The sequence below is a fragment of the Flavobacterium celericrescens genome, from assembly GCF_011392075.1.
GTDB lineage: Bacteria > Bacteroidota > Bacteroidia > Flavobacteriales > Flavobacteriaceae > Flavobacterium > Flavobacterium celericrescens.
On sequence record NZ_JAAJBV010000002.1, the window covers coordinates 324,929 to 348,676 of the forward strand.

Consider the following 23,748-nt stretch of genomic DNA (forward strand, 5'->3'; position numbering starts at 1 on the left):
GAAGTGTCCAACAATAAAAAAAAGAGTTATGAAAACTTATTACCCTATTAATCCAAAAAATATTGCATTTTCCTTGTTGGGATTAGTTGCAATTTTCGCTACTTCATGTGGTTCCTATCAAAATTCATCTTATTATGATAATGATGGTGTTTATGGTTCTTCAGAACAACCAAATGACCAAGTTGAAAACAAATATAGCGAACAAAACATAGAAAAATCTAATGAATATGCTCAACAATTCAGAGCTATGCAAGATGATTATACTTATTTTACTGATGTTGACAATTATCAGTCACAAGAACCTCAAGACACAGTAGTTACAGTTTATAGAAACGATTATAACGATCAAAATTACGCAGGATGGGGCAATAATGCATCCGAAGTAACCATAAACTATTACAACACAAACTGGGGATATAACAATTGGTATTCTCCTTATTGGGGATATTCTAACTGGGGATGGAACTCATGGTATGGTGCAAATTGGGGATGGGGATGGAATTCTTGGTATGGACCTAACTGGGGATGGGGATGGAATTCTTGGTATGGAAGTGGATGGTATGGATATTATGGCCCAGGATGGGGTGGTTACTACAACAATGGCTGGGGTTGGAACGGCTATAGAGGAAGAAATGTAGCCTACAATAGCGGACCAAGAGGTGGAAGTGGATATTATAACTATGGTGGAGGAAGAAATAGCTCAAATTATAATGGAGGAAGAAGAGCTACAAGTCCAAATTTCAATAGTACCCCTAGAACTTCAAACCCAAGAGGTACATTCCAAAATCCAAGGTCTTCACAAAATAATGGCACACCTAGAACAAATACTAGTCCTAGAACAAATACTCCAAGAGAAAACAGCACTGGCACGCCTAGAACTAACAATTATTCAGAACCAAGAAGCAACACAAATACTTCAACACCAAGAAGCAATAACTACTCGTCTCCAAGAAGTAGCTCTTCATCTTCAGGCGGAAGCTTTGGAGGAAGTTCTTCTGGAGGTGGAGGAGGTCGTTCTTCTGGCGGCGGAGGAAGAGGTGGCCGAGGTTAATTTATTATACTAAAAAGATATGTTTTCTTAAAAATAAAAAATTGCAATGAAAAAAATATTTCTATCACTACTAATAGGCAGCTCAATAGTTTCTATAGCACAAGAAACTACAACTCAAGACGCCTTACGTTATGCTGTAAACAATTTAACTGGAACCGCTCGTTTTAGAGGAATGAGTGGCGCTTTTGGAGCTGTAGGTGGAGACTTATCATCTATCAACATCAATCCTGCTGGATCATTGTTTTTTGCTAACAATTATGCCAGTATTTCTGGAAGTCTTTATAACATTCATAATCGTTCAGATTATTTTGGAACAAGAACAAAAGAAGATTATAGTACGCTTGATTTGAATCAAATAGGTGCTGTAATGGTTTTTGATAATAAATCTGGAAAAAGCAATTGGTCAAAAATCGCAATTGCATTAAATTATGAAAATACCGCAGATTTTGATAATGAATTATTCTCAGCAGGTATAAACCCAACAAATTCTATTGATAAATATTTCTTAGACAAAGCGCAAGGTTTACCAAACGAATATGTAGAATTACAACCAGGCGAATCAATTACTGATTTATATGCTTATTTAGGAGAAACTAATGGATTAGGTTTCCCTGCACAACAAGCAATGATGGCATATCAAGCTTATTTATTAGAATCTGACGGACCAGGTTCCTATTACACAAATGTACCACCTGGAGGAAATTATTACCAAGAAAATTATGTTTCTGCAACGGGATACAATGGAAAACTTTCTGCAAATGTGGCAACTTCATACAAAAACAGATTATTCTTAGGAATGAACCTAAATGCTCACTTTACAGATTATGTAAGAACAACATCAGTTTATGAAGGAAACAACAATCCACTATACTCAACTGGATACACTGCTACTGATATTCAATTTGACAACGAATTATACACATATGGAACTGGATTTTCGTTAAATTTAGGTGCAATTGTAAAAGTTACAGAAGAATTTAGAGCTGGTATTGCTTATGAATCGCCAACATGGTATAGATTAAACGACGAATTATCGCAACGTTTAATAGTGAATACAACTGATGGAACAGATAATTTTCAAGAAGTAATTGCTCCAGATGTTATTAATGTCTATCCTACTTATAAAGTGCAAACACCGAGTAAAATCACATATAGTGGTGCTTATATTTTTGGTAAAAAAGGACTAATCAGTATTGATTATGCTACTAAAGATTACAGCAATACTAAATTCAAACCTACAAATGATAGTTTTTATAGTGATTTGAATAGCCAAATGAAAGGTGAATTAAAAAATGCTTATGAATTAAGAGTTGGTGGTGAATACAAAATTAAACAATGGAGCGTTCGAGGTGGTTATCGTTTTGAAGAAAGTCCATACAAAGTAGATTATGCCATGGGTGATTTAACGGGTTATTCAGCTGGTTTAGGTTATAATTTTGGTGAAAGCAGATTAGATTTAGCCTACGCAAACGACCATAGAAATTATAACTTATCGTTCATATCTTCAGGAATGAATGATACTGCTAGAATAAGAACTACAAATAACAATGTAACACTTACCTACTCTATCAATTTCTAAAATATTAAAAACAATATATTAAACCACTTCTTCAACCGAAGTGGTTTTTTTTATGACTAAAAGATTGTCTTTAGCCCCGATGGGAGCGACACCTTGTATAGCGGACAGCGGGACCAAATCATTAAAAAATTCCCAAACGCTGGTGCTTCTACTAATTATTTTATGTAATTTTGCACCTCAAAATTAAAAGCATGAGAACCAAATCGTTAAAGAAAAATAAAATCAATGTAATTACTCTTGGATGTTCTAAAAACACTTACGATAGTGAGGTTTTAATGGGACAACTAAAAGCCAACGGAAAAGATGTAGCACACGAAGAAGAAGGCAATATCGTAGTAATTAACACTTGTGGTTTTATTGATAATGCAAAAGAAGAATCGGTAAATACAATTTTGGAATATGTAGATAAAAAAGATCAAGGCTTAGTAGATAAAGTATTCGTTACCGGATGTTTATCAGAAAGATACCGACCTGATTTAGAGAAGGAAATCCCAGATGTTGACCAATATTTTGGAACTACCGAATTACCACTTTTATTGAAAGCTTTAGGAGCTGATTACAAACACGAATTACTTGGAGAACGTTTAACTACAACTCCAAAAAACTATGCGTATTTAAAAATTGCCGAAGGTTGTGATAGACCATGTAGTTTTTGTGCGATTCCGTTAATGCGTGGAAAACACGTTTCACAACCTATTGAAAAATTGGTTAAAGAAGCAGAAGGTTTGGCTAAAAAAGGAGTAAAAGAATTAATTTTAATTGCTCAAGATTTAACTTATTACGGATTAGATTTATACAAAAAACGTAATCTTGCCGAACTATTAGAAAACCTAGCTAAAGTAGAAGGTATCGAATGGATTCGTTTGCATTATGCTTTTCCTAGTGGTTTCCCAATGGATGTTTTAGATTTAATGAAACGCGAACCAAAAATTTGTAATTATATTGATATTCCGTTGCAACATATTTCAGATGATATTTTGAAATCGATGAAACGCGGTACAACTAAAGAAAAAACGACTAAATTATTACAAGAATTTAGAGAGCGTGTTCCTGGAATGGCAATTAGAACGACTTTGATTGTTGGATATCCAGGAGAAACACAAGAAGATTTCGAAATTCTACGCGATTGGGTACAAGAAATGAAGTTTGAGCGCTTAGGTTGTTTTACTTATTCACACGAAGAAAACACAGGTGCTTTTGTCTTAGAAGATGATGTTCCACAGGAAGTAAAACAAGCACGTGCAGCCGAAATTATGGATTTACAATCGCAAATTTCATGGGATTTGAATCAGGAAAAAATTGGACAAACTTTCAAATGTGTGATCGACAGAAAAGAAGGTCAATATTTCATCGGAAGAACCGAATTTGACAGCCCTGATGTGGACAATGAAGTATTAGTAGATGCTTCAAAATTCTATTTAAAAACGGGAGATTTTGTAAATTTAAAAATAACAGATGCAACCGAATTCGATTTATACGCTGAACCCGTTTAATCAGATTCAAAACTATATAAAAATCCTTGCAATATTTTGTTGTGAGGATTTTTTATTTAAAATGACATTTGTCATATCAAATTTGATTTTTTGATAGTAACTTTGAGTATACTAATAAAAAAACCAATATTATGATAACGAAACATCCTATTTATCAAGACTTTCCAGAATATGCAGAAAAGATTAAAGACTTGTATCATCACAATGATGAATTTCAGGTTCTGTTACATTCATATACTGAATTAGACACTAAAATCTACAAAATCGAGACAGATGAGGAATTAGCAATGGATGACGAATTAAGTCATTTGAGAAAAGATAGAGTTTTTCTAAAAGATGAAATTTACAACTTTTTGAAAAACAACTAGAAACAAAAACCTAAACCAACTAAAAAGCCGCTTTTATTAGCGGCTTTTTTATTCATACATCTCAAATATTATAGCATTGTTGACGGACAAACGTAAGCCGTTTTTGGTAACTTAGTAACTTTTGCAATTTCACTAAAACCTCCAGAAACATCTACAAAATTTTCATATCCATTTTGTTTTAAAATTGATGCTGCAATCATACTTCTATATCCACCAGCACAATAAATAACAAACAATTTATCTTTAGGAAATACGTCTAAATTATAATTAAGCTGATTCAACGGAATATTTTTTGAACTAACAAGATGCTCAGAATCAAACTCACTTTGCTTACGAACATCAAATAAAGACAATTCTTCTGTTGCCAGCATTTGTTCTAGTTGCTCACCTGAAATTCTTCTTAGCGAATCTATTTGTTTTCCTGCTTTTTTCCAATTCTCAAATCCTCCTTCCAAGTAACCAATCGTATGATCATAACCTACTCTAGACAAGCGAATCATACATTCTTCTTCTCTACCCGATTCAGTAACTAATACTATTTTTTGATTAATATCTGAAACTATTTCACCTACCCAACTAGCAAAACTACCATCAATTCCTATATTAATACTATTAGGAATAAATGCCGCTGCAAAATCTGTTGCATTTCTAGTGTCTAAGATTATTACATCTTTCCTTTCAGAAATCACCTCAAATTGATCGGCAGTTAAAGGATGTTTTGCTTTTTCCAAAACTTTGTCTAACGATTCGTATCCTTTCAAATTCATTAATACATTCTTTGGAAAATAACCAGGAGGAGTTGTTAAACCAGTCAATAATTCTTCAACAAATTCATCTTCAGTCATATCAGGACGTAAAGCATAATTTGTACGTTTTTGATTTCCTAATGTATCTGTTGTTTCTTTACTCATGTTTTTACCACAAGCACTTCCAGCTCCATGATTTGGGTATACAATTAAATCATCGCTTAAGAGCATAATTTTTTCACGAAGTGAATGATATAAATGTCGAGCTAATTTGTCTTGTGTTAATTCTGCAATTACATGTTGCGCTAAATCTGGTCTTCCTACATCTCCAATAAACAATGTATCTCCAGAAATAATACCATGTTCTTTACCATTCTCATCAATTAACAAATAAGTTGAGCTTTCCATTGTATGACCCGGAGTATGAATTACTTTAATTTTATAATTCCCTAAATCAAAAACCTGTCCGTCAGTGGCCACAGTTGCTTCATAACCTGGTTTTGCAGTAGGGCCAAAAACAATTTCTGCACCCGTTTTAGCTTTTAAATCTAAATGACCACTCACAAAATCTGCATGAAAATGTGTTTCAAAAACATATTTAATTTTTGCATTGTCTTTATTAGCTCTGTCAATGTAGGGTTGTACTTCTCGTAAAGGATCAAAAATGGCAGCTTCACCATTATTTTCAATGTAATAGGCAGCATGTGCAATGCAACCTGTATAAATCTGTTCTACTTTCATGACGTAATTATTTTAAGGTACTAATTTACCCACATCGATTCTAGTACAAAATGATAAATATCATGAATCTATTCTGCCAAAACTCTATTAATTTGAACAAATCTTCTTGAATAGTAAGGTTCTTTTGTAGAAGAAATAATTACACCTGACTGAACAGATGAATGAATAAATTTGATTTCATCATCTAAAACTTCAGTAATCATTCCAACGTGATTAATGCTACCTCTTCCATTTGTAGTAAAAAAAATCAAATCACCTTTTTGAGCTTGAGCTCTATCAATTCTTACACCAGCACCAACTGCCATTGAACCAGATGAACGTGGCAAAGTCATGTCTATATGCTTAAAAGTAGCAAACATTAAACCCGAACAATCAAAACCTGCACTTGTTGTTCCTCCACCTCGATAGCGAGTTCCAATATGTTCCGAAGCTTTTGCAATTAAGAACTCAGCTTTTGACATGTTTTCTAAAGAAAGTGGTTTTACATCTACTAATTCTTTGTTATCCTTAGGTTGATTTGCTAATTCAACAGTTCCAAGTTTAATAATTAACTGATATCCTTCTGGAAGATTTTCAACTACTTCTTCATTCAACTCTTTTAAATCGTTGAGTTTAATTTTATATTTTTTTGCAATTTTATACAAAGTCTCTCCTTTTTGAACCGTATGAATTTTATTCCCTAATTCATCCTCACAATCAATTGGTATTATTTCTACAGTAGTCGTAGCTACAATTGGTGTTTCTTCTTTTTTGGGAGTTATGGTTGCTATTTCTTTTTTTGAAGCTAAAACTGTTATCTTATCACCAATTTGAATAGCTTCAGGTTTGATATCTGGATTTAATTCTTTTAATTTATCTAACGAAATTCCGTGCTGTTTTGCAATTTTATATAACGACTCACCAGCTTCAACTATATGAAATTCGGTAGCTTCTACATTTTTTGATGTTACTTTTTTCTTTTTATTCTCAGCTTTATAATTCTTGTTTGGAATTAATAAAACGGTTTTTAATTGTAATAAAGTTCCTTTAGCTTTTGGATTTAATTCATAAATATCTGATTCCGTTACTTTATATTTTTTGGCAATTGAATAAAAAGATTCACCTTCAACTACGGTATGCTTAATCGTTTTTTGCGAAAAAGCTATACTAGTAAAGCACAGAAATATAAAAGTAAAAATAGTTATGAATCTCATAGAAAATTATTTTAGATGGATTGGAGTAAAATTTTGAGTTTGCAAGATAAAAAAAACTCCCATTTTATAGGGAGTTTTAACATTATTTTATCTTATAATGGAATATTTCCGTGTTTGCGTTTTGGTGTATCAACAACTTTATTCTCTAACATACTGAAGGCTTTTAATAATTTTCTTCGGGTATCTTTTGGTAAAATGACCTCATCAATAAAACCTCTTTGAGCAGCTGTATAAGGATTTGCAAACAATTCGGCATATTCTGCTTCTTTTTCTAATAATTTTGCTGCTGGATCTGCCGCTTCACTAATTTCTTTTTTGAAAATAATTTCCGAAGCTCCTTTTGCTCCCATAACTGCAATTTCAGCACTTGGCCAAGCAAAATTCATATCAGCGCCGATGTGTTTTGAATTCATTACATCATATGCTCCTCCATAAGCTTTACGAGTAATTACTGTTACTCTCGGAACGGTTGCTTCGCTAAATGCGTATAACAATTTTGCTCCATGAACGATAATTCCATTCCATTCTTGATCGGTTCCAGGTAAAAATCCAGGTACATCTTCTAAAACTAATAATGGAATATTGAAGCAATCGCAAAAACGAACAAATCTAGCTCCTTTAATAGACGATTTCACATCCAAACAGCCCGCTAAATATTTAGGGTTATTAGCCACAATTCCGATACTTCTACCTCCTAATCTTGCAAAACCTACAATAATATTTTCTGCAAAATCTTTATGAATTTCAAAAAATGAATCTTCATCAATGATGTTAGTAATTACATCGTGCATATCATAAGGCTTGTTTGCATTATCAGGCACAATAGTATCTAATTTTTCTCGCACTTCATCACCTAAAACATATGGCACTTTTGGTGTTGTTTCTCTGTTATTTTGTGGAACATAGCTCAATAATTTTTTAATATCTTCCAAACATTCAATTCCGTTTGGAGACGTAATGTGAGCCACACCTGATTTTGTTGAATGTGTGCTTGCACCTCCTAATTCTTCTGAAGTAACTTCCTCGTTTGTAACTGTTTTTACCACATTTGGACCCGTAACAAACATATAACTATTCCCTTCTACCATCATGGTAAAATCGGTCATTGCTGGTGAATAGACGGCTCCACCTGCACAAGGTCCAAGTATTGCAGAAATTTGTGGAATAACTCCCGAAGATTGAACATTTCTGTAGAAAATATCTGCATAACCACCTAATGATCGAACACCTTCTTGAATACGCGCACCTCCAGAATCATTTAATCCAATCATTGGTGCACCGCTTTTCAGAGCCATATCCATTACTTTACAAATTTTTTCGGCGTGTGTTTCTGATAATGAACCTCCAAAAACCGTAAAATCTTGTGCAAAAACATAGACAACTCTTCCGTTAATAGTTCCATAGCCAGTTACTACTCCATCACCATAATAAATTTCTTTCTCCATTCCGAAGTCGGTAGTTCTATGAGTAACTAACATTCCAATTTCTTCAAACGAACCTTCATCCAAAAGATATTCCACTCTTTCACGAGCAGTTAATTTCTTTTTAGCATGATGTGAAGCAATTCGTTTTTCACCTCCACCTAATTTGGCTAAGGCAATTTTATCGCTTAATATTTTTATTTTATCTTCCATTTTACTTTTTGTTTCAAGTTTAAGATTTCAAGTTTCAAGTTAAGTTTTGTCTTATTACTTAATTCTTAAATCTTACTACTTTAGTTTGGTAATCGTAATACTTTTTGATCTTCAAGATATTTTTGCAATGCAACCATAGCCGCGATTTCTGCTTCTGTATCTAATTTTGATTTAAGTTTTTCAGCATCATAATAGGCTTTTACAAAACCAGTATCAAAATCCCCAGAACGAAATGCTTCATGCTCCATTACAAACTTTCCGAAAGGTAAAGTAGTTGCAACACCTTCAACATGATAATTATCGATGGCTTTAATCATTAATTCAATAGATTCTTCTCGTGTTTTTCCGTAAGTTACTAATTTGGAAAGCATTGGATCGTAATAAATTGGCACATCCATTCCTTCTTCAATTCCGTTATCCACGCGAATTCCTTCGCCTTCGGGTAATTTATATGTACTTAAAAATCCGACATTTGGTAAGAAATCATTCATAGAATCTTCAGCATACACACGAAGTTCCATTGCATGACCATGAATTTTTAAATCTTCCTGTTTAATATCCAATGCTTCTCCACGAGCCACACGGATTTGCAATTCAACTAAATCCAAGCCCGAAATCATTTCAGTAACTGGATGTTCTACTTGCAAACGGGTATTCATTTCTAAAAAGTAGAAATTATGATCTGCATCCATTAAAAACTCCACTGTTCCAGCGCCAAGATAATCACAAGCGCGAGCGACTTTAACAGCAGCTTCGCCCATTTCTTTACGTTTTTCTGGTGTTAAAATACACGAAGGTGCTTCTTCAACTACTTTTTGATGACGTCGTTGAATACTACACTCTCTTTCAAAAATATATAAAACATTCCCGTGACTATCTGCCATAATTTGGATTTCGATATGTCGTGGTTTGGTTACATATTTTTCAATAAAAACCGAACCATCACCAAAAGCAGAAGTTGCTTCACTGATTGCACGATTCATTTGCGATTCAAAATCTTCTTCTTTTTCAACCACACGCATTCCTTTTCCACCACCACCAGCAGATGCTTTTATCAGAATTGGAAAACCAACCGCTTTTGCAGTTTTCTTAGCTTCTTCCACATCAATAATTGCGTGATCCACTCCAGGAACCATTGGAATGTCATATTTCATGACCGCTTCTTTAGCCGCTAATTTACTTCCCATCATTTCGATAGCTTTCGATTTTGGTCCTATGAAAATGATGTTATTTTTTTCGCAAGCTTCAGCGAAAGATGAATTTTCACTTAAAAATCCATAACCTGGATGTACAGCATCAACACCTAAATCTTTACAAACTTCGATGATTTTATCACCACGCAAATAGGATTGACTTGAAGCAGCTTCACCAATACAAACCGCTTCATCTGCATATTTTACATGGAGTGCATTTCTATCGGCAGTTGAAAAAACTGCTACAGTTTTAATGCCCATTTTTTTTGCGGTTTTCATTACTCTAATGGCAATTTCACCGCGATTTGCTACTAATATTTTTTTAATTTCTTTCATAATATTAAGATGAAAGAAGAAAGACCGCTTTACTGAAAAAAGAAAGATAAATTCTAACTTCTTTTTTCTTGCATCTTGCCTCTTTTTTATTCAAATTCAACTAATAATTGTCCTTTGTCTACAGCATTCCCTTTTTCTACAGCAATAGACTTAATAACGCCATCACGTGGTGAAAGAAAACTATTTTCCATTTTCATGGCTTCAAGAATTAACAAAGGGTCGTTTTCCTTTACAGTTTGACCAACTTCAACACTAATCTCAAGAATTAAACCCGGCATTGGCGCTTTGATTGCATTAACAACTTTAGTTCTACCACGCTCAATTCCCATACTCTTGATTAATTCATCTAAAGCGTCTGAAATTGCCACTTCATAAGTATTATTATTAACTTTGATAGTGTATTTTTTTGCTATGAAATCTGCGGAAACAATTTCTGCTTTATAAGGCTTATTATCTTTTAATATATGAAATTTTGATTGCTCAATGCAGACAGCATCAAGATTTTTTAAACTACTTTCAGTCAATTCAAAACTACCAGAATTGTTGACTAAAAGCTTATAAGAAGTATCCATATGAGATTATTTTTAGTTGTCGTAAACTTACAAAAAGAAATCGTTTGCGTAAATGATAAATCTCATAAAATTTGTAAAAATACTATAGTTTTTATCGGTTCATATAAACCTTTATTAATTCAAATAATTTTTGTTTTTGGATTGGTTTAGAAATAAAATCATTAAAACCTAACTTTTTAATTTTTTCTAATTCCTCCTCAAAAGAATAGGAAGTTTGTGCTATAATAGGAATTGTTGGATTGAATTTTCGAATTTCGATGAAAGCCTCATAACCATCAAGGTTAGGCATTTTTATATCCATCAAAACTAAATCAATTTCTTGATTCTTTTTACAAAATTCTATCGCTTCTAATCCATCTTTTGCACGGATAATTCTAAAATTATAACTTTTCAAAATATTCTCAATAAGCAAAAAATTGATATTGTCGTCTTCAGCTACTAGAATAACTTCCTCTTTGCCTAAACTAATAGCAGTTTTTATCTTCGAAACAATTTCTTTTTTATTATTTTCTTCAGGAGCATAACTAAGTGGAATAGATACAAAAAAAGTAGAACCAATACCTTCTTGAGAAGTAAAATTAATTTGCCCCCCAATCATATCAACATAGGCTTTTGAAATTGCCAAACCTAGGCCAAGCCCTTCATTAGCTGAAATTCCTTTGGCGTTAATTTTACTAAATCGTTTAAAAATATTCTCTTGAAAAGCTTTTGGAATTCCTATTCCAGAATCTTTGACACTGAAATTAATCTTGCTACTTTTTTCATCAACTTCATAATCCAAAATAACAAAGCCTTCTTCTGTAAATTTATAAGAATTGTTTAATAAATTAGTAATGACTTCACCTAATTTAACTTTATCAGAAATGATTTGCTTTTGAATTGTTTTTTTAGGTTTTGTTAATTTAAATTCTACTTTTTCATTGCTGTATAACTTTTCATACGACAGAAAAATTTGTTGAATAAATTCATCTAAATCAAATGGTTGCAAGTTTGGTTTAATTAATTGAGAATCTATTTTAGACATTTCAACTAAATCATCAATAATCTCCAAAAGATTTTTTCCGCTTTGCTGAATTACATTGATATATTCGTTTCTATCTTTTTCAGATAGTTTAGGATTAGAAAGTAATTCTGAAAATCCTAAAACGGCATTCATTGGAGTTCTGATTTCGTGTGACAAATTCATCAAAAAAGCAGATTTTAATTTATCACTTTCTTCTGCTTTATTTTTGGCAATTTCAAGTTCTTTTGTTTTGGTTTGATTTTCTTCAAATAATTTTCCAATATATCTAAATTCACCTCTAATATTTTTTAATGACTGAATTGCATTTTTATCTCCATTTTTCAATATTTTTTTAATAAAACTCAATGGAAGTTTAGACCAGCGGTTAGCATAGTAATAATAAACAATCCATGATAAAATCAAGGCGATTGTAATAACAATTAATATGAATTTAGTAATCCAAAAATCAATATTATAAGCTCTTTTATAAATGAGCTGCTGAATCGTTTGATTTTTATAATCCTTTAGTGGTTTAACAAAATAAACCGCTTTTGAATTTTCTTCTGGATATTTAAAAAAATCAATATTTGAAGTGCTTATTTTTTCAAAATTCGCAAAATATTCATTATCCAAAAGTCTAGCCATAAAAAAACAACCCGAAGGTTTTGTCTTGTTTTTATATGGGTCATCTGAAGGATGAATGGTTGCTCCATATACTTCAACAACACCTTCAGGAATTTTGATATAAAATTTATCTACTTTTTTAGCTAATAATTTAGTTATAGCTTCATGTGGAATAAATTGAACCGTTTTAATCTTTGGGGTTGAAACCTTTGTTAAAAATGTTCCTTTTGTATCATAAACACAAACATATTCAACTTTATAATTATCTAAGATATTGGCAACCGAAGTATTAAACCATTTAACATCTTTAGTTTTTACAAAATCAACAAATTCATCCCAATAAGTAATTTCAACAGCTAAGGAAGTATAATTTTCAGAATTTAGTTTTATTAAAGAATTGATTTCGTTCTTGTAAATTTTATTACTAGAATCATAAATATCTCTTTCTTGTACTTTCATGTAATAGTACAACGAACCTACTAAAACCAATAGTCCAAAAGACATTAGTGAAAGTAAACTAATTACTTTTGTATAGGTAGAATCTGCATTTTTAGGGAAAATAAATTTCACACCATATCGTATTAGATGTTAAATTTATACTTTTTTTTCAATAATTATAAAATATTTAATGAAAAATAAAGCCTATTTAGTAAAAATTCTACAAAACCAACAAAGAATTGTTTTTTAGAATTTGCATCGATTTACTATACCAAAACAATTCAAAATCATCAAATTGTTGTTCAAAATCAGCTTTCAATTGAGCAAAAGTGATTTTATTTTCATTATAAACCGAAATTCTCTCTAAAACTTCAATCAACCATTTCCCTTCTTCAGCATTTAGCGAAATATCATACGTTTGAGTTTTTTGATAAAATGTTAATTTCATCATTTTCCATGAATTTCCTTTTTTGGATTTGGTGAAGATTTCGGTTTGAGGTTTTCCTCCTATCCAAACAATTTTAGCATTGGGTTTTGTTGTAAAATTTTGTTCTTTTTCCAAACAATTATAAATAAAATCAGAAGGGATTTTTGTTTTCGGAATTTTAAAATCAAACCAATCTTGCAAATCGTAATCGAAACAGATTCCGTGCATGTAATTGAACAATGATTTTTTTAATCCGAAGCTGAATTTATCGTGATTGATTCCGGTTTTGTCTTTGAAATTGATGTCGTTATTAGCAAACATAATTTCATTTTGTTCCGGAATTACTCCGAATTCTTCAGGAAACATTCCCACAGGAGAATGTGCTGTCATGGCAAATTGATGCCAAAAACCACTTTGCAAAACGCCCAATTCAAACAATTGACGCACCATTTCTAAACTATCAATAGTTTCTTGAATCGTTTGTGTTGGATAACCATACATCAAATAGGCATGCACCATAATTCCAGATTCCGTGAAATTTCGAGTTACTTGCGCTACCTGTTCGACGGTTACTCCTTTCTTGATTAGTTCTAAAAGTCGGTCCGAAGCCACTTCTAATCCACCAGAAACTGCAATACAACCTGATTCTTTTAATAACAAACACAAATCGGCAGTAAAACTTTTTTCAAAACGAATATTTGTCCACCAAGTAACGACTAGTTTTCGCTTGATAATTTCCAAAGCTACTTCACGCATTAATGCTGGTGGCGCAGCTTCGTCTACAAAATGGAATCCATTTTCGCCCGTTTGAGCGACCAATTCTTCCATTCGATCAACCAAAATCTTGGCAGCAATCGGTTCATACAACTTTATGTAATCTAAAGAAATATCACAAAACGTACATTTTCCCCAATAACAACCGTGTGCCATAGTAAGCTTATTCCAACGACCATCGCTCCACAAACTATGCATTGGATTGGCTACTTCAATTACCGAAATATATTTATCTAATAATAAATCAGAATAATCTGGAGTTCCTACTTCGCTTTGTTTGTAATCGTTGCGTGGGGAATTGTTTTTATATACTACTTGGTTGTTTTCTAAAAGAAAAGTTCGCTTTAAAGACATCTCGGCTTCGCTCGATGTGACAAAATCGTACAACAATTCAACAGGTAATTCGCCATCATCTAACGTAATAAAATCGAAGAATTCAAAAACTCTTTTATCTTTTAATTCACGTAATTCCGTATTTGGAAAACCGCCACCCATAGCAATTTTTACAGATGGAAAATTAGTCTTTAAAAACTGAGCACAACGAAAAGCACTGTATAAATTACCAGGAAAAGGAACAGAAAAACAAACTAGTTTAGGTTGCACTTTTTCAATTCTTTCTTTCAGAATTTTAATTGTGATTTCGTCAATAAACGTTAATTCATCTTGCAAATGATTGTAAAGTTCATCAAACGAATTTGCACTTCGTCCTAAACGTTCTGCATAGCGACTAAATCCGAAATTTTCATCGACACATTCCACAATGAAATCCGATAAATCTTCTAAATATAAAGTAGCTAGATGTTTAGCTTTGTCTTGCATTCCCATCGAACCAAATGCAAATTCCATATCGTCTAATTGATCAAAACGAGAAGCTTCTGGCAAAAAATTTCCAGAACAAATTTGTCGTGCTAATGATGGATTTTTTCCTTGGAGAAAAGCGATTACAGAATCGATTGTTTTGATGTAATCGTCTTTTAGGGAATAAATTCGCTGTGAATTCGGCTCAAATTCTTCAAAATTGAAACTTGAAACTTGAAACAAACGTTCTAAACCTTGTTTGGAAAACATTTCTAAAATCACTTCAATACCTAAATCCATTTGGAACGCGGAAATATTTTTGGTATTCAAAAAACCTTTCAAATAAGCCGTTGCTGGATACGGTGTATTCAGTTGGGTAAAAGGTGGTGTGATTAAGAGAATGTTTTTCAAGGCAAATAATTTCAACAAAAATAAGGTTTTTATTAATTCCTAACTACTTGTTAAAGGCGTTTTAGTAACAAAGATTTTTAGTATTTTAGCAGAAAAATAATTGCTAAAATGCCAAACGACTGTATTACGTATCAAAATTCGGGATATTTTTCAAAACTAATCGTAGATTATTTAGACCAAAAGGCTGAATTAAAAGCGTTATACAATCGATTTCCAACAGTAGAAAACTTTAAACTCCAGATTGAGGATAAAAGTAAAAATTTTCCAATTGAAAATCGTGAAATTTTAGCAAAAGCATTAGTAAATCAATACCAAAAGTTTGAAATTTCAGAAGCTACTTTAGCTAATATTGAACTTTTAAAAGATTCAAAAACCTTTACCATTACAACTGGACATCAGCTAAATCTATTTACTGGTCCTTTGTATTTTTTATATAAAATTGTTTCGGTAATTAATTTAACGAAAGAATTAAAAACGGCTTATCCTGAAAATAATTTTATTCCTGTGTATTGGATGGCGACTGAGGATCATGATTTTGATGAAATTAATTTCTTTTCATTCAAAGAAAAAAAAATCCAATGGAATAGAGAGAGCAATGGACCTGTTGGCAGACTTAATACTGCTGGTTTAAATGAAGTTTTTGAGCAATTTTCAAGTGAATTAGGTATAGGAAATAACGCCAATTACCTTCGCGAACTCTTTAAAAAATCGTATTTAGAACACGATAGTTTAGCCGATGCAACTCGTTTTCTAGCAAATGAACTTTTCAAAAAAGAAGGTTTAGTAATTATCGATGGTGATGATTTGGAACTAAAAAAATTATTTATTCCTTATGCAAAAAATGAATTATTACAGCAAACATCATTTAAAAAAGTTAACGAAACCCTTCCGTTATTAAAAGAGTACAACGTTCAGGTAAATCCAAGAGAAATTAACTTATTTTATATTCAAGATAATTTACGTGAACGTATTATTTTAGAAAATGGTAATTATAAAATTAATAATACACAATTATCATTTTCAGAGAGCGAAATCTTAACCGAATTAGAAAATAATCCAAAAAACTTTAGTCCAAATGTTATTTTAAGACCATTATATCAAGAAATAATTCTACCAAATTTATGCTATATTGGCGGCGGAGGTGAATTAGCTTATTGGTTGGAATTGAAGTCTAATTTTGAGGCAAATAATATTACGTTTCCTATTTTATTACTTCGTAATTCTGTTTTAATCGCTACAAAAAAGCAAGTTGAAAAGTTAGATAAATTAGGATTGAATTGGAATGATATTTTTATGTCTCAAAAACAACTTTCGGACAAAAAAACCAAAGAATTTTCGGCATTCACAATCGACTTTTCTGAACAAAAAACAGTTTTACAAAAACAATTTGATTCGTTACTAGAAATTGCAAACCGAACTGACAAATCATTTATAGGCGCAGTAAAAGCTCAAGAAGCAAAACAACTCAAAGGCTTAGAAAATTTAGAAAAACGATTATTAAAGGCTGAACGAAAAAATCATACTTCAAAATTGGAGCGTATTTTTGAAATTCAAAATGAATTATTCCCTAACAAAAGCTTACAGGAAAGAAATCAAAATTTAGCCTCTTTTGTGTCCGATGTAGATGATTTTGAAAGCTTTGTAAGAAAAATAACCGCTGAATTATTGCCTTTAGAACAAAAATTTTCAATTGTTATTTTATAATTTATCGATAAAATACTTTTTTATTCGATAAAAAGTAGTATTTTTCATTTTTTTAACAATTATTTTACTTAATATGTGCTTTTGTAACAATATTAATTTACAATGTTAAATTATTATTATATTTGCACACCTAAATTAATTTTAAACCCCTATGAAAAAAATTACTTTTTATTCAGCATTATTAATGACACTTTTAGCTTTTTTCGCTTTTAAAAATATACTTATCGAAAATAGCCTAGTACAAGTAAAAGGAGGAACATTTAAAATGGGTTCAAAAGATTCTGATGGAAATGCAGAAGTAGATGAACAAAAAGAACATAGTGTAACTTTAAATACATTTGAAATTAGTAAATTCGAAGTAACCGTTTGGGAATGGAAGCAGTTTATTAAAGCAAATAAAATGAAAATGCCTGCAAAACCAACTTGGGGCTGGCAAGACAATTACCCTATCAATGGAGTTACATGGAATGAAGCAATTGCATATTGTAATTGGTTAAGTATTAAAGAAAAACTACAGCCGTGTTATACTAAAAAAGGACCAAATTTTATTTGCAACTTTAAAGCTAATGGTTATAGATTGCCAACAGAGGCTGAATGGGAATTTACTGCCAAAGGAGGATCACTTACAAAAATGTTTAAATTTAGTGGTAGCGATAAACTTGACGAAGTAGCTTGGCATAAAGCAAATAGCGATGGTCAACCACACACAATAGGAACAAAATTACCAAACGAATTAGGTGTCTATGACATGAGTGGAAATGTATGGGAATGGTGTTGGGATTGGTACAACAAAGATTTCTATAAACAAGAAAAAGGAGACAATCCAAAAGGACCAGAAATGGGAGAAAGAAGAACTGTCAGAGGAGGTTCTTGGGATAGTCAACCAAGCTACATTAGACCAGCAAACCGAATTTCTACAATTCCATCTAAAACACATGAATTTTATGGTTTTAGAGTAGCTCGAACAGTTACAAAATAATAAAAAACAATATTGCAAAACCTAATTAAAATAGTACCTTTGCAAAAAATTTAAAAAATGGCAACAAACAGAACTTTTACAATGATTAAACCAGATGCTGTAGAAAACGGACATATTGGTGGAATCTTAAACATGATTACTGAAGGTGGTTTCAAAATTGTTTCTTTGAAATTAACTCAATTAACTATTGCTGATGCACAAGCTTTTTATGCTGTTCACGCTGCAAGACCATTTTTTGGTGAATTAGTTGAATTTATGACAAGAGGCCCTATTGTAGCAGCTATCTTAGAAAAAGAAAATGCTGTGGAAGACTTCAGAACTTTAATTGGAGCTACTAATCCAGCAGATGCAGCTGAAGGAACAATCCGTAAAAAATATGCTACTTCAATTGGAGAAAATGCAGTTCACGGATCTGATTCTGATGAAAATGCAGCTATTGAAAGTGCTTTCCATTTTTCAGGAAGAGAACAGTTTTAATTGATGATTGCAGATTTCTGAATTTTGAATTCAGAATAAAATATAAAATCTCGTTTCTTAATTGAAACGAGATTTTTTTTTATCGTAAAACCAAAGTTGTAATCAAATCTTTTCGAAGTTCTTCGTTTATCATTTTTATGATTTTATCTTTTCCATAACTTAATTCTTCTCGTAAAACCGCTGAAGACAAAGCTACATAAAGCGTTGAACCTTTGAGCTGAATTTCTGTTGTGTAATTATTTACCCCATTTCCCATTAAATTTTTCCATGCGTCACGAACATTAACCACATCGATACCAGCCTCTAACTTATTTTGAGTAATAAATTGCTTCAACACATCTCCTATCTGAATTTCTTCATTGAATCGTTTTGCCATGCCTATTTAATCGAAAATTTAGCGGGTCTTTTATAATGATACTCCAAATCTTGTTGGTTTTTAACCACTAATTTATCTTTAGATAATTCAATAATTTCTTCGTTCCAATTAGCATAATTTGTTTTATACTGAATTGTGGCATCACCATCTTTAAGCACAATAACAACATCTTCCTTCAAATCATTTGTCAAATATGTACCATCTATTTGTGGCATCACTTTACTACGAAAACCTTTTTTATCACTAATTTTAAAGAAATCTATTGTTTCATTTACTTTGTATTCTTTCTTATCACCATCTGGAAGTTCAACTTTTTCAATTTCCCAATAGCCATTCAAATTTTGTAAATCAGTCTCAGAAATAGATTGTTTACATGATAAAAACAACCCGAAAACAAGAAATAATATTATTTTTTTCATTGTACACACATTAATATGGTATAAAATTACAATTATTTATCTTTCAAATTAAACTATTCCTTACTTTTATTGTCTAATGAATATGTAACCGTTTTTTAAATACTATGAAAAAAATATTATCCCTATTTGTGCTTTCAACTCTATTTAGTTGTGGTTCTGATGATTCACCAACTCCTTCAACTCCAGAAGAACAAATGTACTTTCCTCCAATTGGTTCTGATGTTTGGGAAACAAAAACTATTGCTAGCTTAGGGTGGAACCAATCTCAGGTACAACCTTTATTAGACTATTTAGAATTAAAGCACACTAAAGGATTCATAGTACTCCATAACGGAAGAATAGTTATGGAAAATTACTTCAATGGCCATTCTGCTACACAGCCATGGTATTGGGCAAGTGCTGGTAAAACACTAACTGCAACTGTCACCGGAATTGCTGAGCAAGAAGGATATTTGAACATTAGCAATAAAGTTTCTGATTATTTAGGAACAGGGTGGACAAGCATTCCATTAGCAAAAGAAAATTTAATAACCAATAAACATCTTTTAACCATGACATCTGGTCTAAACGATGCTTTAGGCGATGATGTTTCTCCAGCCAATTTGCAATACGTTGCCGATGCCGGCACACGATGGGCATACCACAATGTATATGTAAAATTACAAGATGTAGTAGCAGCATCTACAGGACAAACTTGGTCAAACTATTTCAATACAAAATTAAGAGACAAAATAGGAATGACTAATGGGTTATGGGTTGAAATGGATGGTTTAAGTGTATATTGGAGTACTACTAGAAATATGGCACGTTTTGGTTTACTAGCTTTAAACAAAGGAAAATGGGAAGGCAATCAGATTGTTCCTCAAAATTATATGGATAACGCAACAAGCACATCACAAAATATTAATTTAGCTTATGGCTATCTGTGGTGGTTAAATGGAAAAACAAGCTATCATTTACCTCAAACACAACTACAATTCAACGGCACATTAATTCCATCTGCTCCTGCAGATATGTATTGTGCTTTAGGTAAAAATGATCAAAAAATATATGTAGTACCTAGTAAAAAATTAGTTATCATCCGAATGGGAGATGTTGCTGATGGTGTCAATTTTGCTTTATCAGATTTTGATGAAACATTATGGGAAAAAATAAGTGCTGTTATCAACTAACAGCACTTATTTTTATTTTTTTACTTTCTTTTTTGCACTTGTAAGTTTTATAAAAACATACATTAATATTGCGAACGAAATCAACCTTAATGTTAAATAGACTGCGTCTATTTCATCAAAAGGAATTGCTATTAGAGCCAGTACTAAAGCTGCAATTAGCAACTTAACCATTTTATATTTTAAAAATTCCATCAGCTATTATTTAAAAAATGAATCTACAAATTCATACTTATTGAATACTTGCAAATCTTCTATTCCTTCACCAACACCAATATATTTAACCGGAATTTGAAATTGGTCTGAAATTCCTATCACCACTCCACCTTTTGCAGTTCCGTCTAATTTTGTTACTGCTAAACAAGATACTTCCGTTGCAGCAGTAAACTGTTTTGCTTGTTCAAAAGCATTTTGTCCTGTTGAACCATCTAATACTAGAAGTACATCATTTGGAGTATCTTCTACTACTTTTTGCATTACTTTTTTCACTTTAGAAAGTTCGTTCATTAGACCAACTTTGTTGTGCAAACGACCAGCAGTATCAATAATTACAACATCTGCATTTTGAGCCACGGCACTTTGTAAGGTATCAAATGCCACAGATGCTGGATCACTTCCCATTTGTTGTTTTACTATTGGCACACCTACTCTATCAGCCCATATTTGCAGTTGATCAATAGCTGCAGCTCTAAAAGTATCTGCGGCACCAAGAACTACTTTATAACCTGCTTTTTTGAATTGATATGCTAATTTTCCAATTGTTGTAGTTTTTCCAACACCATTAACTCCAACTACCATGATTACGTATGGCTTTTTATTTGTTGGTATTGCAAACTCAGTAGCTTCACCTGAGTTAGTCTCAGATAATAAGCTAGCAATTTCTTCACGAAGAATTCCGTTCAATTCATCGGTTCCTAAATATTTATCTTTGGAAACTCGTTCTTCTATTCTTTCAATGATTTTAAGTGTTGTATTTACACCTACGTCAGAAGACACTAATATTTCTTCTAAGTTATCAAGAACCTCATCGTCAACCTTAGATTTTCCAGCGACAGCTTTAGTAAGTTTAGAAAAAAACGATGTTTTAGTTTTTTCTAAGCCTTTATCTAAAGTCTCTTTTTTATCAGAAGAGAATATTTTTTTAAAAAAACTCATAGAATTTGGTTTGATTATTTATTCAAGAGATTGACAACATCAAAATCTTAATACAGCAACAAATGTAAAAATAAAAAAGCTACTTTCAAACGAAAGTAGCTTATCTATATAATTGTTTTATGAATTATTTCTTTTTCAAGAATTCATCAACTAATTCAGGAGCCATCACAGATTCAACGAATGTGTAAGCGCCAGTTTTTGGAGACTTAACCATTTTAATAGCTTTGGTTAATCTTTTAGAAGCTGTTTGTAAAGTTGCTACGGTTTTCTTTGCCATGACTTATCTTATTTAATTTCTTTATGTACAGTTACTCTCTTTAAGATTGGATTAAATTTTTTAATCTCTAATCTATCTGGAGTATTTTTTTTATTTTTTGTAGTAATGTAACGAGATGTTCCAGGAACTCCTGAAGTTTTGTGCTCTGTACATTCTAAAATAACTTGGATTCTATTACCTTTCTTTGCCATTTTGATATATATTATTGCGGATTATACAGATTTAACAAATCCGTTTGCTTTTGCATTTTTCAATACAGCAGCAATTCCATTTTTATTAATAGTTTTTAATGCAGCAGTTGAAATTTTCAACGTTACCCATCTATCTTCTTCAGGAATGTAAAAACGTTTTTTTACTAAGTTAACAGAGAATTTTCTCTTTGTTTTGTTCATAGCGTGAGAAACATTGTTCCCTACCATTGCTCTTTTACCTGTAAGTTCACAAACTCTTGACATTATTATTCAGCTTTATTTCGTTATCTAAAATCAGGGTGCAAAGAAACAAAATCGATTTCATATACACAACTATCTTTTATTATTTTTTTAAAAATTCTTTATAAATGAGTTCCAATGCTTTACTAACCGCCCTATCTATTACCTTTTCACGTGGCTGTCCAAAGTTAAACTCCTCAACAAACACATCATTTGGGCTTGCAATTGCAATAAAAACTGCTCCTAATTCCGCATCAGCATCACCTTTTAAAGGACCGGCATTTCCTGTCGTAGCAATTGCATAATCAGACTTTGTCAGTTTTTGAACACCTAATGCCATTTCTTTAGCTACTTCTGCACTAACCACTCCATATTTATCAATGACTTCCTTTGAAACACCTAAAACATCAATTTTAGTTTGAGTAGCATAACTTACCACACTTCCTTTGAAATAATTTGAAGCACCTGGAATTGCAGTCATCAAAGCTGCTATCTTACCACCGGTACAACTTTCTGCCGTAGCAAGTGTAAGCTTCTTTTCAGTTAAAATTTTCCCTAAAACAACTTCAATAGGTTCGTCTTCATTATAACCCACAATGATTTCATGAATTAACAAATCAAGCAATTGTACTTGTTTTTTTATTTCATTTTGAAGGATTTCTTTATCGTTTCCACGAGCTGTTAATCGCAATCTTACTTTTCCTGGACTTGGTAAATATGCTAATTTTATGAATTCTGGCAAATTATCTTCCCATGCTTCAATTTGCTCAGCTATTAAACTTTCTCCTCTCCCATAGGTCATAATTGTTTGATGCACAATGTATGGACGTTCAAACTTTTGTACCAAATTAGGAATCACCTCATTATCAATCAAATATTTCATTTCAAACGGCACTCCTGGCAAGGAAATAAAAACAGTATTTTCTTTTTCCATCCACATACCTGGTGCAGTTCCGGCTTTATTAAAAAGTACTTTTGCTTTTGTTGGCACCAAAGCTTGTTCTCTATTTATTTGCGTAATTGGACGCTTATAAAAACCTTCAATAATTTCTTTAACATGAAGCAAAACCGCTTCATCTTCAATTAAAGTATCTTCGAAATAATCACAAAATGTTTTTTTAGTAATATCGTCTTTTGTTGGTCCTAATCCACCTGTTATGATGACAACCTCAACCTCATTTTGTAGTTTTTGAAAGGTATTTAAAATATGCTCCTTGTCATCAGAAATTGATAACATTTCATGTGTAGCAATTCCAATTTTATCTAATGCTTTAGCAATATAAGACGAATTTGTATCTACAATTTGACCAATAAGAATCTCATCGCCAATAGTTACAATTGTGGCTTTCATAGGTAATATTTATAGTTTGGGAGTAATTG

Annotated in this window: 22 protein-coding genes; 8 read left to right on the forward strand and 14 right to left on the reverse strand. The window is 32.0% G+C overall.

Annotated elements, in window-relative coordinates; translation table 11 throughout:
* The first annotated feature begins 28 nt into the window (after window positions 1-28).
* The 4 genes from G4L40_RS04245 to G4L40_RS04260 all read left to right on the forward strand — a co-directional run bounded on the left by G4L40_RS04245 (window position 29) and on the right by G4L40_RS04260 (window position 4,491).
* The gene (locus G4L40_RS04245; protein ID WP_166235908.1) at window positions 29-1,051 is read left to right on the forward strand and encodes a hypothetical protein; all 1,023 of its coding nucleotides are present in this window, start codon (window positions 29-31) and stop codon (window positions 1,049-1,051) included.
* Window positions 1,052-1,097: 46 nt separating this feature from the next.
* On the forward strand, window positions 1,098-2,630 hold the full coding sequence (locus G4L40_RS04250) for an OmpP1/FadL family transporter (RefSeq protein ID WP_166235909.1): 1,533 nt from the start codon (window positions 1,098-1,100) through the stop codon (window positions 2,628-2,630).
* Window positions 2,631-2,821: 191 nt separating this feature from the next.
* A complete protein-coding gene (rimO, locus tag G4L40_RS04255) occupies window positions 2,822-4,123 on the forward strand; it encodes a 30S ribosomal protein S12 methylthiotransferase RimO (RefSeq protein WP_166235910.1) in 1,302 nt (433 codons plus the stop codon).
* Window positions 4,124-4,254: 131 nt separating this feature from the next.
* Window positions 4,255-4,491 (forward strand): YdcH family protein, encoded by a 237-nt coding sequence (locus tag G4L40_RS04260; protein WP_166235911.1) that lies wholly within the window; start codon window positions 4,255-4,257, stop codon window positions 4,489-4,491.
* Window positions 4,492-4,559: 68 nt separating this feature from the next.
* Here the strand turns inward: G4L40_RS04260 and G4L40_RS04265 are convergent, their stop codons facing one another.
* The 7 genes from G4L40_RS04265 to G4L40_RS04295 all read right to left on the reverse strand — a co-directional run bounded on the left by G4L40_RS04265 (window position 4,560) and on the right by G4L40_RS04295 (window position 15,381).
* Complete coding sequence (locus tag G4L40_RS04265; RefSeq protein ID WP_166235912.1) at window positions 4,560-5,978, reverse strand: MBL fold metallo-hydrolase; 1,419 nt, start codon at window positions 5,976-5,978, stop codon at window positions 4,560-4,562.
* Between the two features lie 68 nt (window positions 5,979-6,046).
* Complete coding sequence (locus G4L40_RS04270) at window positions 6,047-7,171, reverse strand: peptidoglycan endopeptidase (protein WP_166235913.1); 1,125 nt, start codon at window positions 7,169-7,171, stop codon at window positions 6,047-6,049.
* Window positions 7,172-7,263: 92 nt separating this feature from the next.
* Window positions 7,264-8,805, reverse strand: a complete 1,542-nt coding sequence (locus G4L40_RS04275; RefSeq protein ID WP_166235914.1) for an acyl-CoA carboxylase subunit beta — start codon at window positions 8,803-8,805, stop codon at window positions 7,264-7,266.
* An 80-nt stretch (window positions 8,806-8,885) separates the two neighbouring features.
* Complete coding sequence (locus G4L40_RS04280; RefSeq protein ID WP_166236022.1) at window positions 8,886-10,325, reverse strand: acetyl-CoA carboxylase biotin carboxylase subunit; 1,440 nt, start codon at window positions 10,323-10,325, stop codon at window positions 8,886-8,888.
* A gap of 95 nt (window positions 10,326-10,420) precedes the next feature.
* On the reverse strand, window positions 10,421-10,906 hold the full coding sequence (locus G4L40_RS04285) for an acetyl-CoA carboxylase biotin carboxyl carrier protein subunit (RefSeq protein WP_166235915.1): 486 nt from the start codon (window positions 10,904-10,906) through the stop codon (window positions 10,421-10,423).
* A gap of 91 nt (window positions 10,907-10,997) precedes the next feature.
* Window positions 10,998-13,103, reverse strand: coding sequence for a response regulator (locus tag G4L40_RS04290; protein ID WP_166235916.1), 2,106 nt, complete (start codon window positions 13,101-13,103; stop codon window positions 10,998-11,000).
* Between the two features lie 88 nt (window positions 13,104-13,191).
* Window positions 13,192-15,381: a B12-binding domain-containing radical SAM protein gene (locus G4L40_RS04295; RefSeq protein WP_166235917.1), complete on the reverse strand. Its 2,190-nt coding sequence runs from the start codon at window positions 15,379-15,381 to the stop codon at window positions 13,192-13,194.
* Between the two features lie 108 nt (window positions 15,382-15,489).
* Between G4L40_RS04295 and bshC the strand changes: the two genes are divergently transcribed.
* The 3 genes from bshC to G4L40_RS04310 all read left to right on the forward strand — a co-directional run bounded on the left by bshC (window position 15,490) and on the right by G4L40_RS04310 (window position 18,541).
* On the forward strand, window positions 15,490-17,085 hold the full coding sequence (gene bshC / locus G4L40_RS04300; protein WP_166235918.1) for a bacillithiol biosynthesis cysteine-adding enzyme BshC: 1,596 nt from the start codon (window positions 15,490-15,492) through the stop codon (window positions 17,083-17,085).
* Window positions 17,086-17,236: 151 nt separating this feature from the next.
* On the forward strand, window positions 17,237-18,064 hold the full coding sequence (locus G4L40_RS04305) for a formylglycine-generating enzyme family protein (protein ID WP_166235919.1): 828 nt from the start codon (window positions 17,237-17,239) through the stop codon (window positions 18,062-18,064).
* Between the two features lie 57 nt (window positions 18,065-18,121).
* The gene (locus G4L40_RS04310; protein ID WP_026724611.1) at window positions 18,122-18,541 is read left to right on the forward strand and encodes a nucleoside-diphosphate kinase; all 420 of its coding nucleotides are present in this window, start codon (window positions 18,122-18,124) and stop codon (window positions 18,539-18,541) included.
* A 79-nt stretch (window positions 18,542-18,620) separates the two neighbouring features.
* Here the strand turns inward: G4L40_RS04310 and G4L40_RS04315 are convergent, their stop codons facing one another.
* Together G4L40_RS04315 and G4L40_RS04320 are read right to left on the reverse strand one after the other, a co-directional pair.
* A complete protein-coding gene (locus G4L40_RS04315; RefSeq protein WP_166235920.1) occupies window positions 18,621-18,917 on the reverse strand; it encodes a DUF721 domain-containing protein in 297 nt (98 codons plus the stop codon).
* 2 nt (window positions 18,918-18,919) lie between these two features.
* Window positions 18,920-19,336 carry a lipocalin-like domain-containing protein gene (locus tag G4L40_RS04320; protein ID WP_166235921.1) on the reverse strand — a complete coding sequence of 139 codons (417 nt, stop codon included), beginning with the start codon at window positions 19,334-19,336 and terminating at the stop codon, window positions 18,920-18,922.
* 104 nt (window positions 19,337-19,440) lie between these two features.
* Between G4L40_RS04320 and G4L40_RS04325 the strand changes: the two genes are divergently transcribed.
* Entirely contained in the window at window positions 19,441-20,508 is a 1,068-nt protein-coding gene (locus G4L40_RS04325) for a serine hydrolase domain-containing protein (RefSeq protein WP_166235922.1), read from the forward strand.
* A 198-nt stretch (window positions 20,509-20,706) separates the two neighbouring features.
* Here G4L40_RS04325 and ftsY read toward each other — a convergent pair whose 3' ends face one another.
* From ftsY to G4L40_RS04350, 5 genes are all read right to left on the reverse strand, one after another.
* Window positions 20,707-21,660, reverse strand: a complete 954-nt coding sequence (gene ftsY, locus G4L40_RS04330) for a signal recognition particle-docking protein FtsY (RefSeq protein WP_166235923.1) — start codon at window positions 21,658-21,660, stop codon at window positions 20,707-20,709.
* Between the two features lie 124 nt (window positions 21,661-21,784).
* Window positions 21,785-21,937: a DUF4295 domain-containing protein gene (locus G4L40_RS04335; protein WP_113988621.1), complete on the reverse strand. Its 153-nt coding sequence runs from the start codon at window positions 21,935-21,937 to the stop codon at window positions 21,785-21,787.
* 8 nt (window positions 21,938-21,945) lie between these two features.
* Window positions 21,946-22,128 carry a 50S ribosomal protein L33 gene (gene rpmG / locus G4L40_RS04340; RefSeq protein WP_008253902.1) on the reverse strand — a complete coding sequence of 61 codons (183 nt, stop codon included), beginning with the start codon at window positions 22,126-22,128 and terminating at the stop codon, window positions 21,946-21,948.
* Window positions 22,129-22,149: 21 nt separating this feature from the next.
* Window positions 22,150-22,392, reverse strand: a complete 243-nt coding sequence (gene rpmB, locus G4L40_RS04345) for a 50S ribosomal protein L28 (protein WP_008253904.1) — start codon at window positions 22,390-22,392, stop codon at window positions 22,150-22,152.
* 79 nt (window positions 22,393-22,471) lie between these two features.
* Window positions 22,472-23,719: a CinA family nicotinamide mononucleotide deamidase-related protein gene (locus G4L40_RS04350; RefSeq protein WP_166235924.1), complete on the reverse strand. Its 1,248-nt coding sequence runs from the start codon at window positions 23,717-23,719 to the stop codon at window positions 22,472-22,474.
* Between the last annotated feature and the right edge of the window lie 29 nt (window positions 23,720-23,748).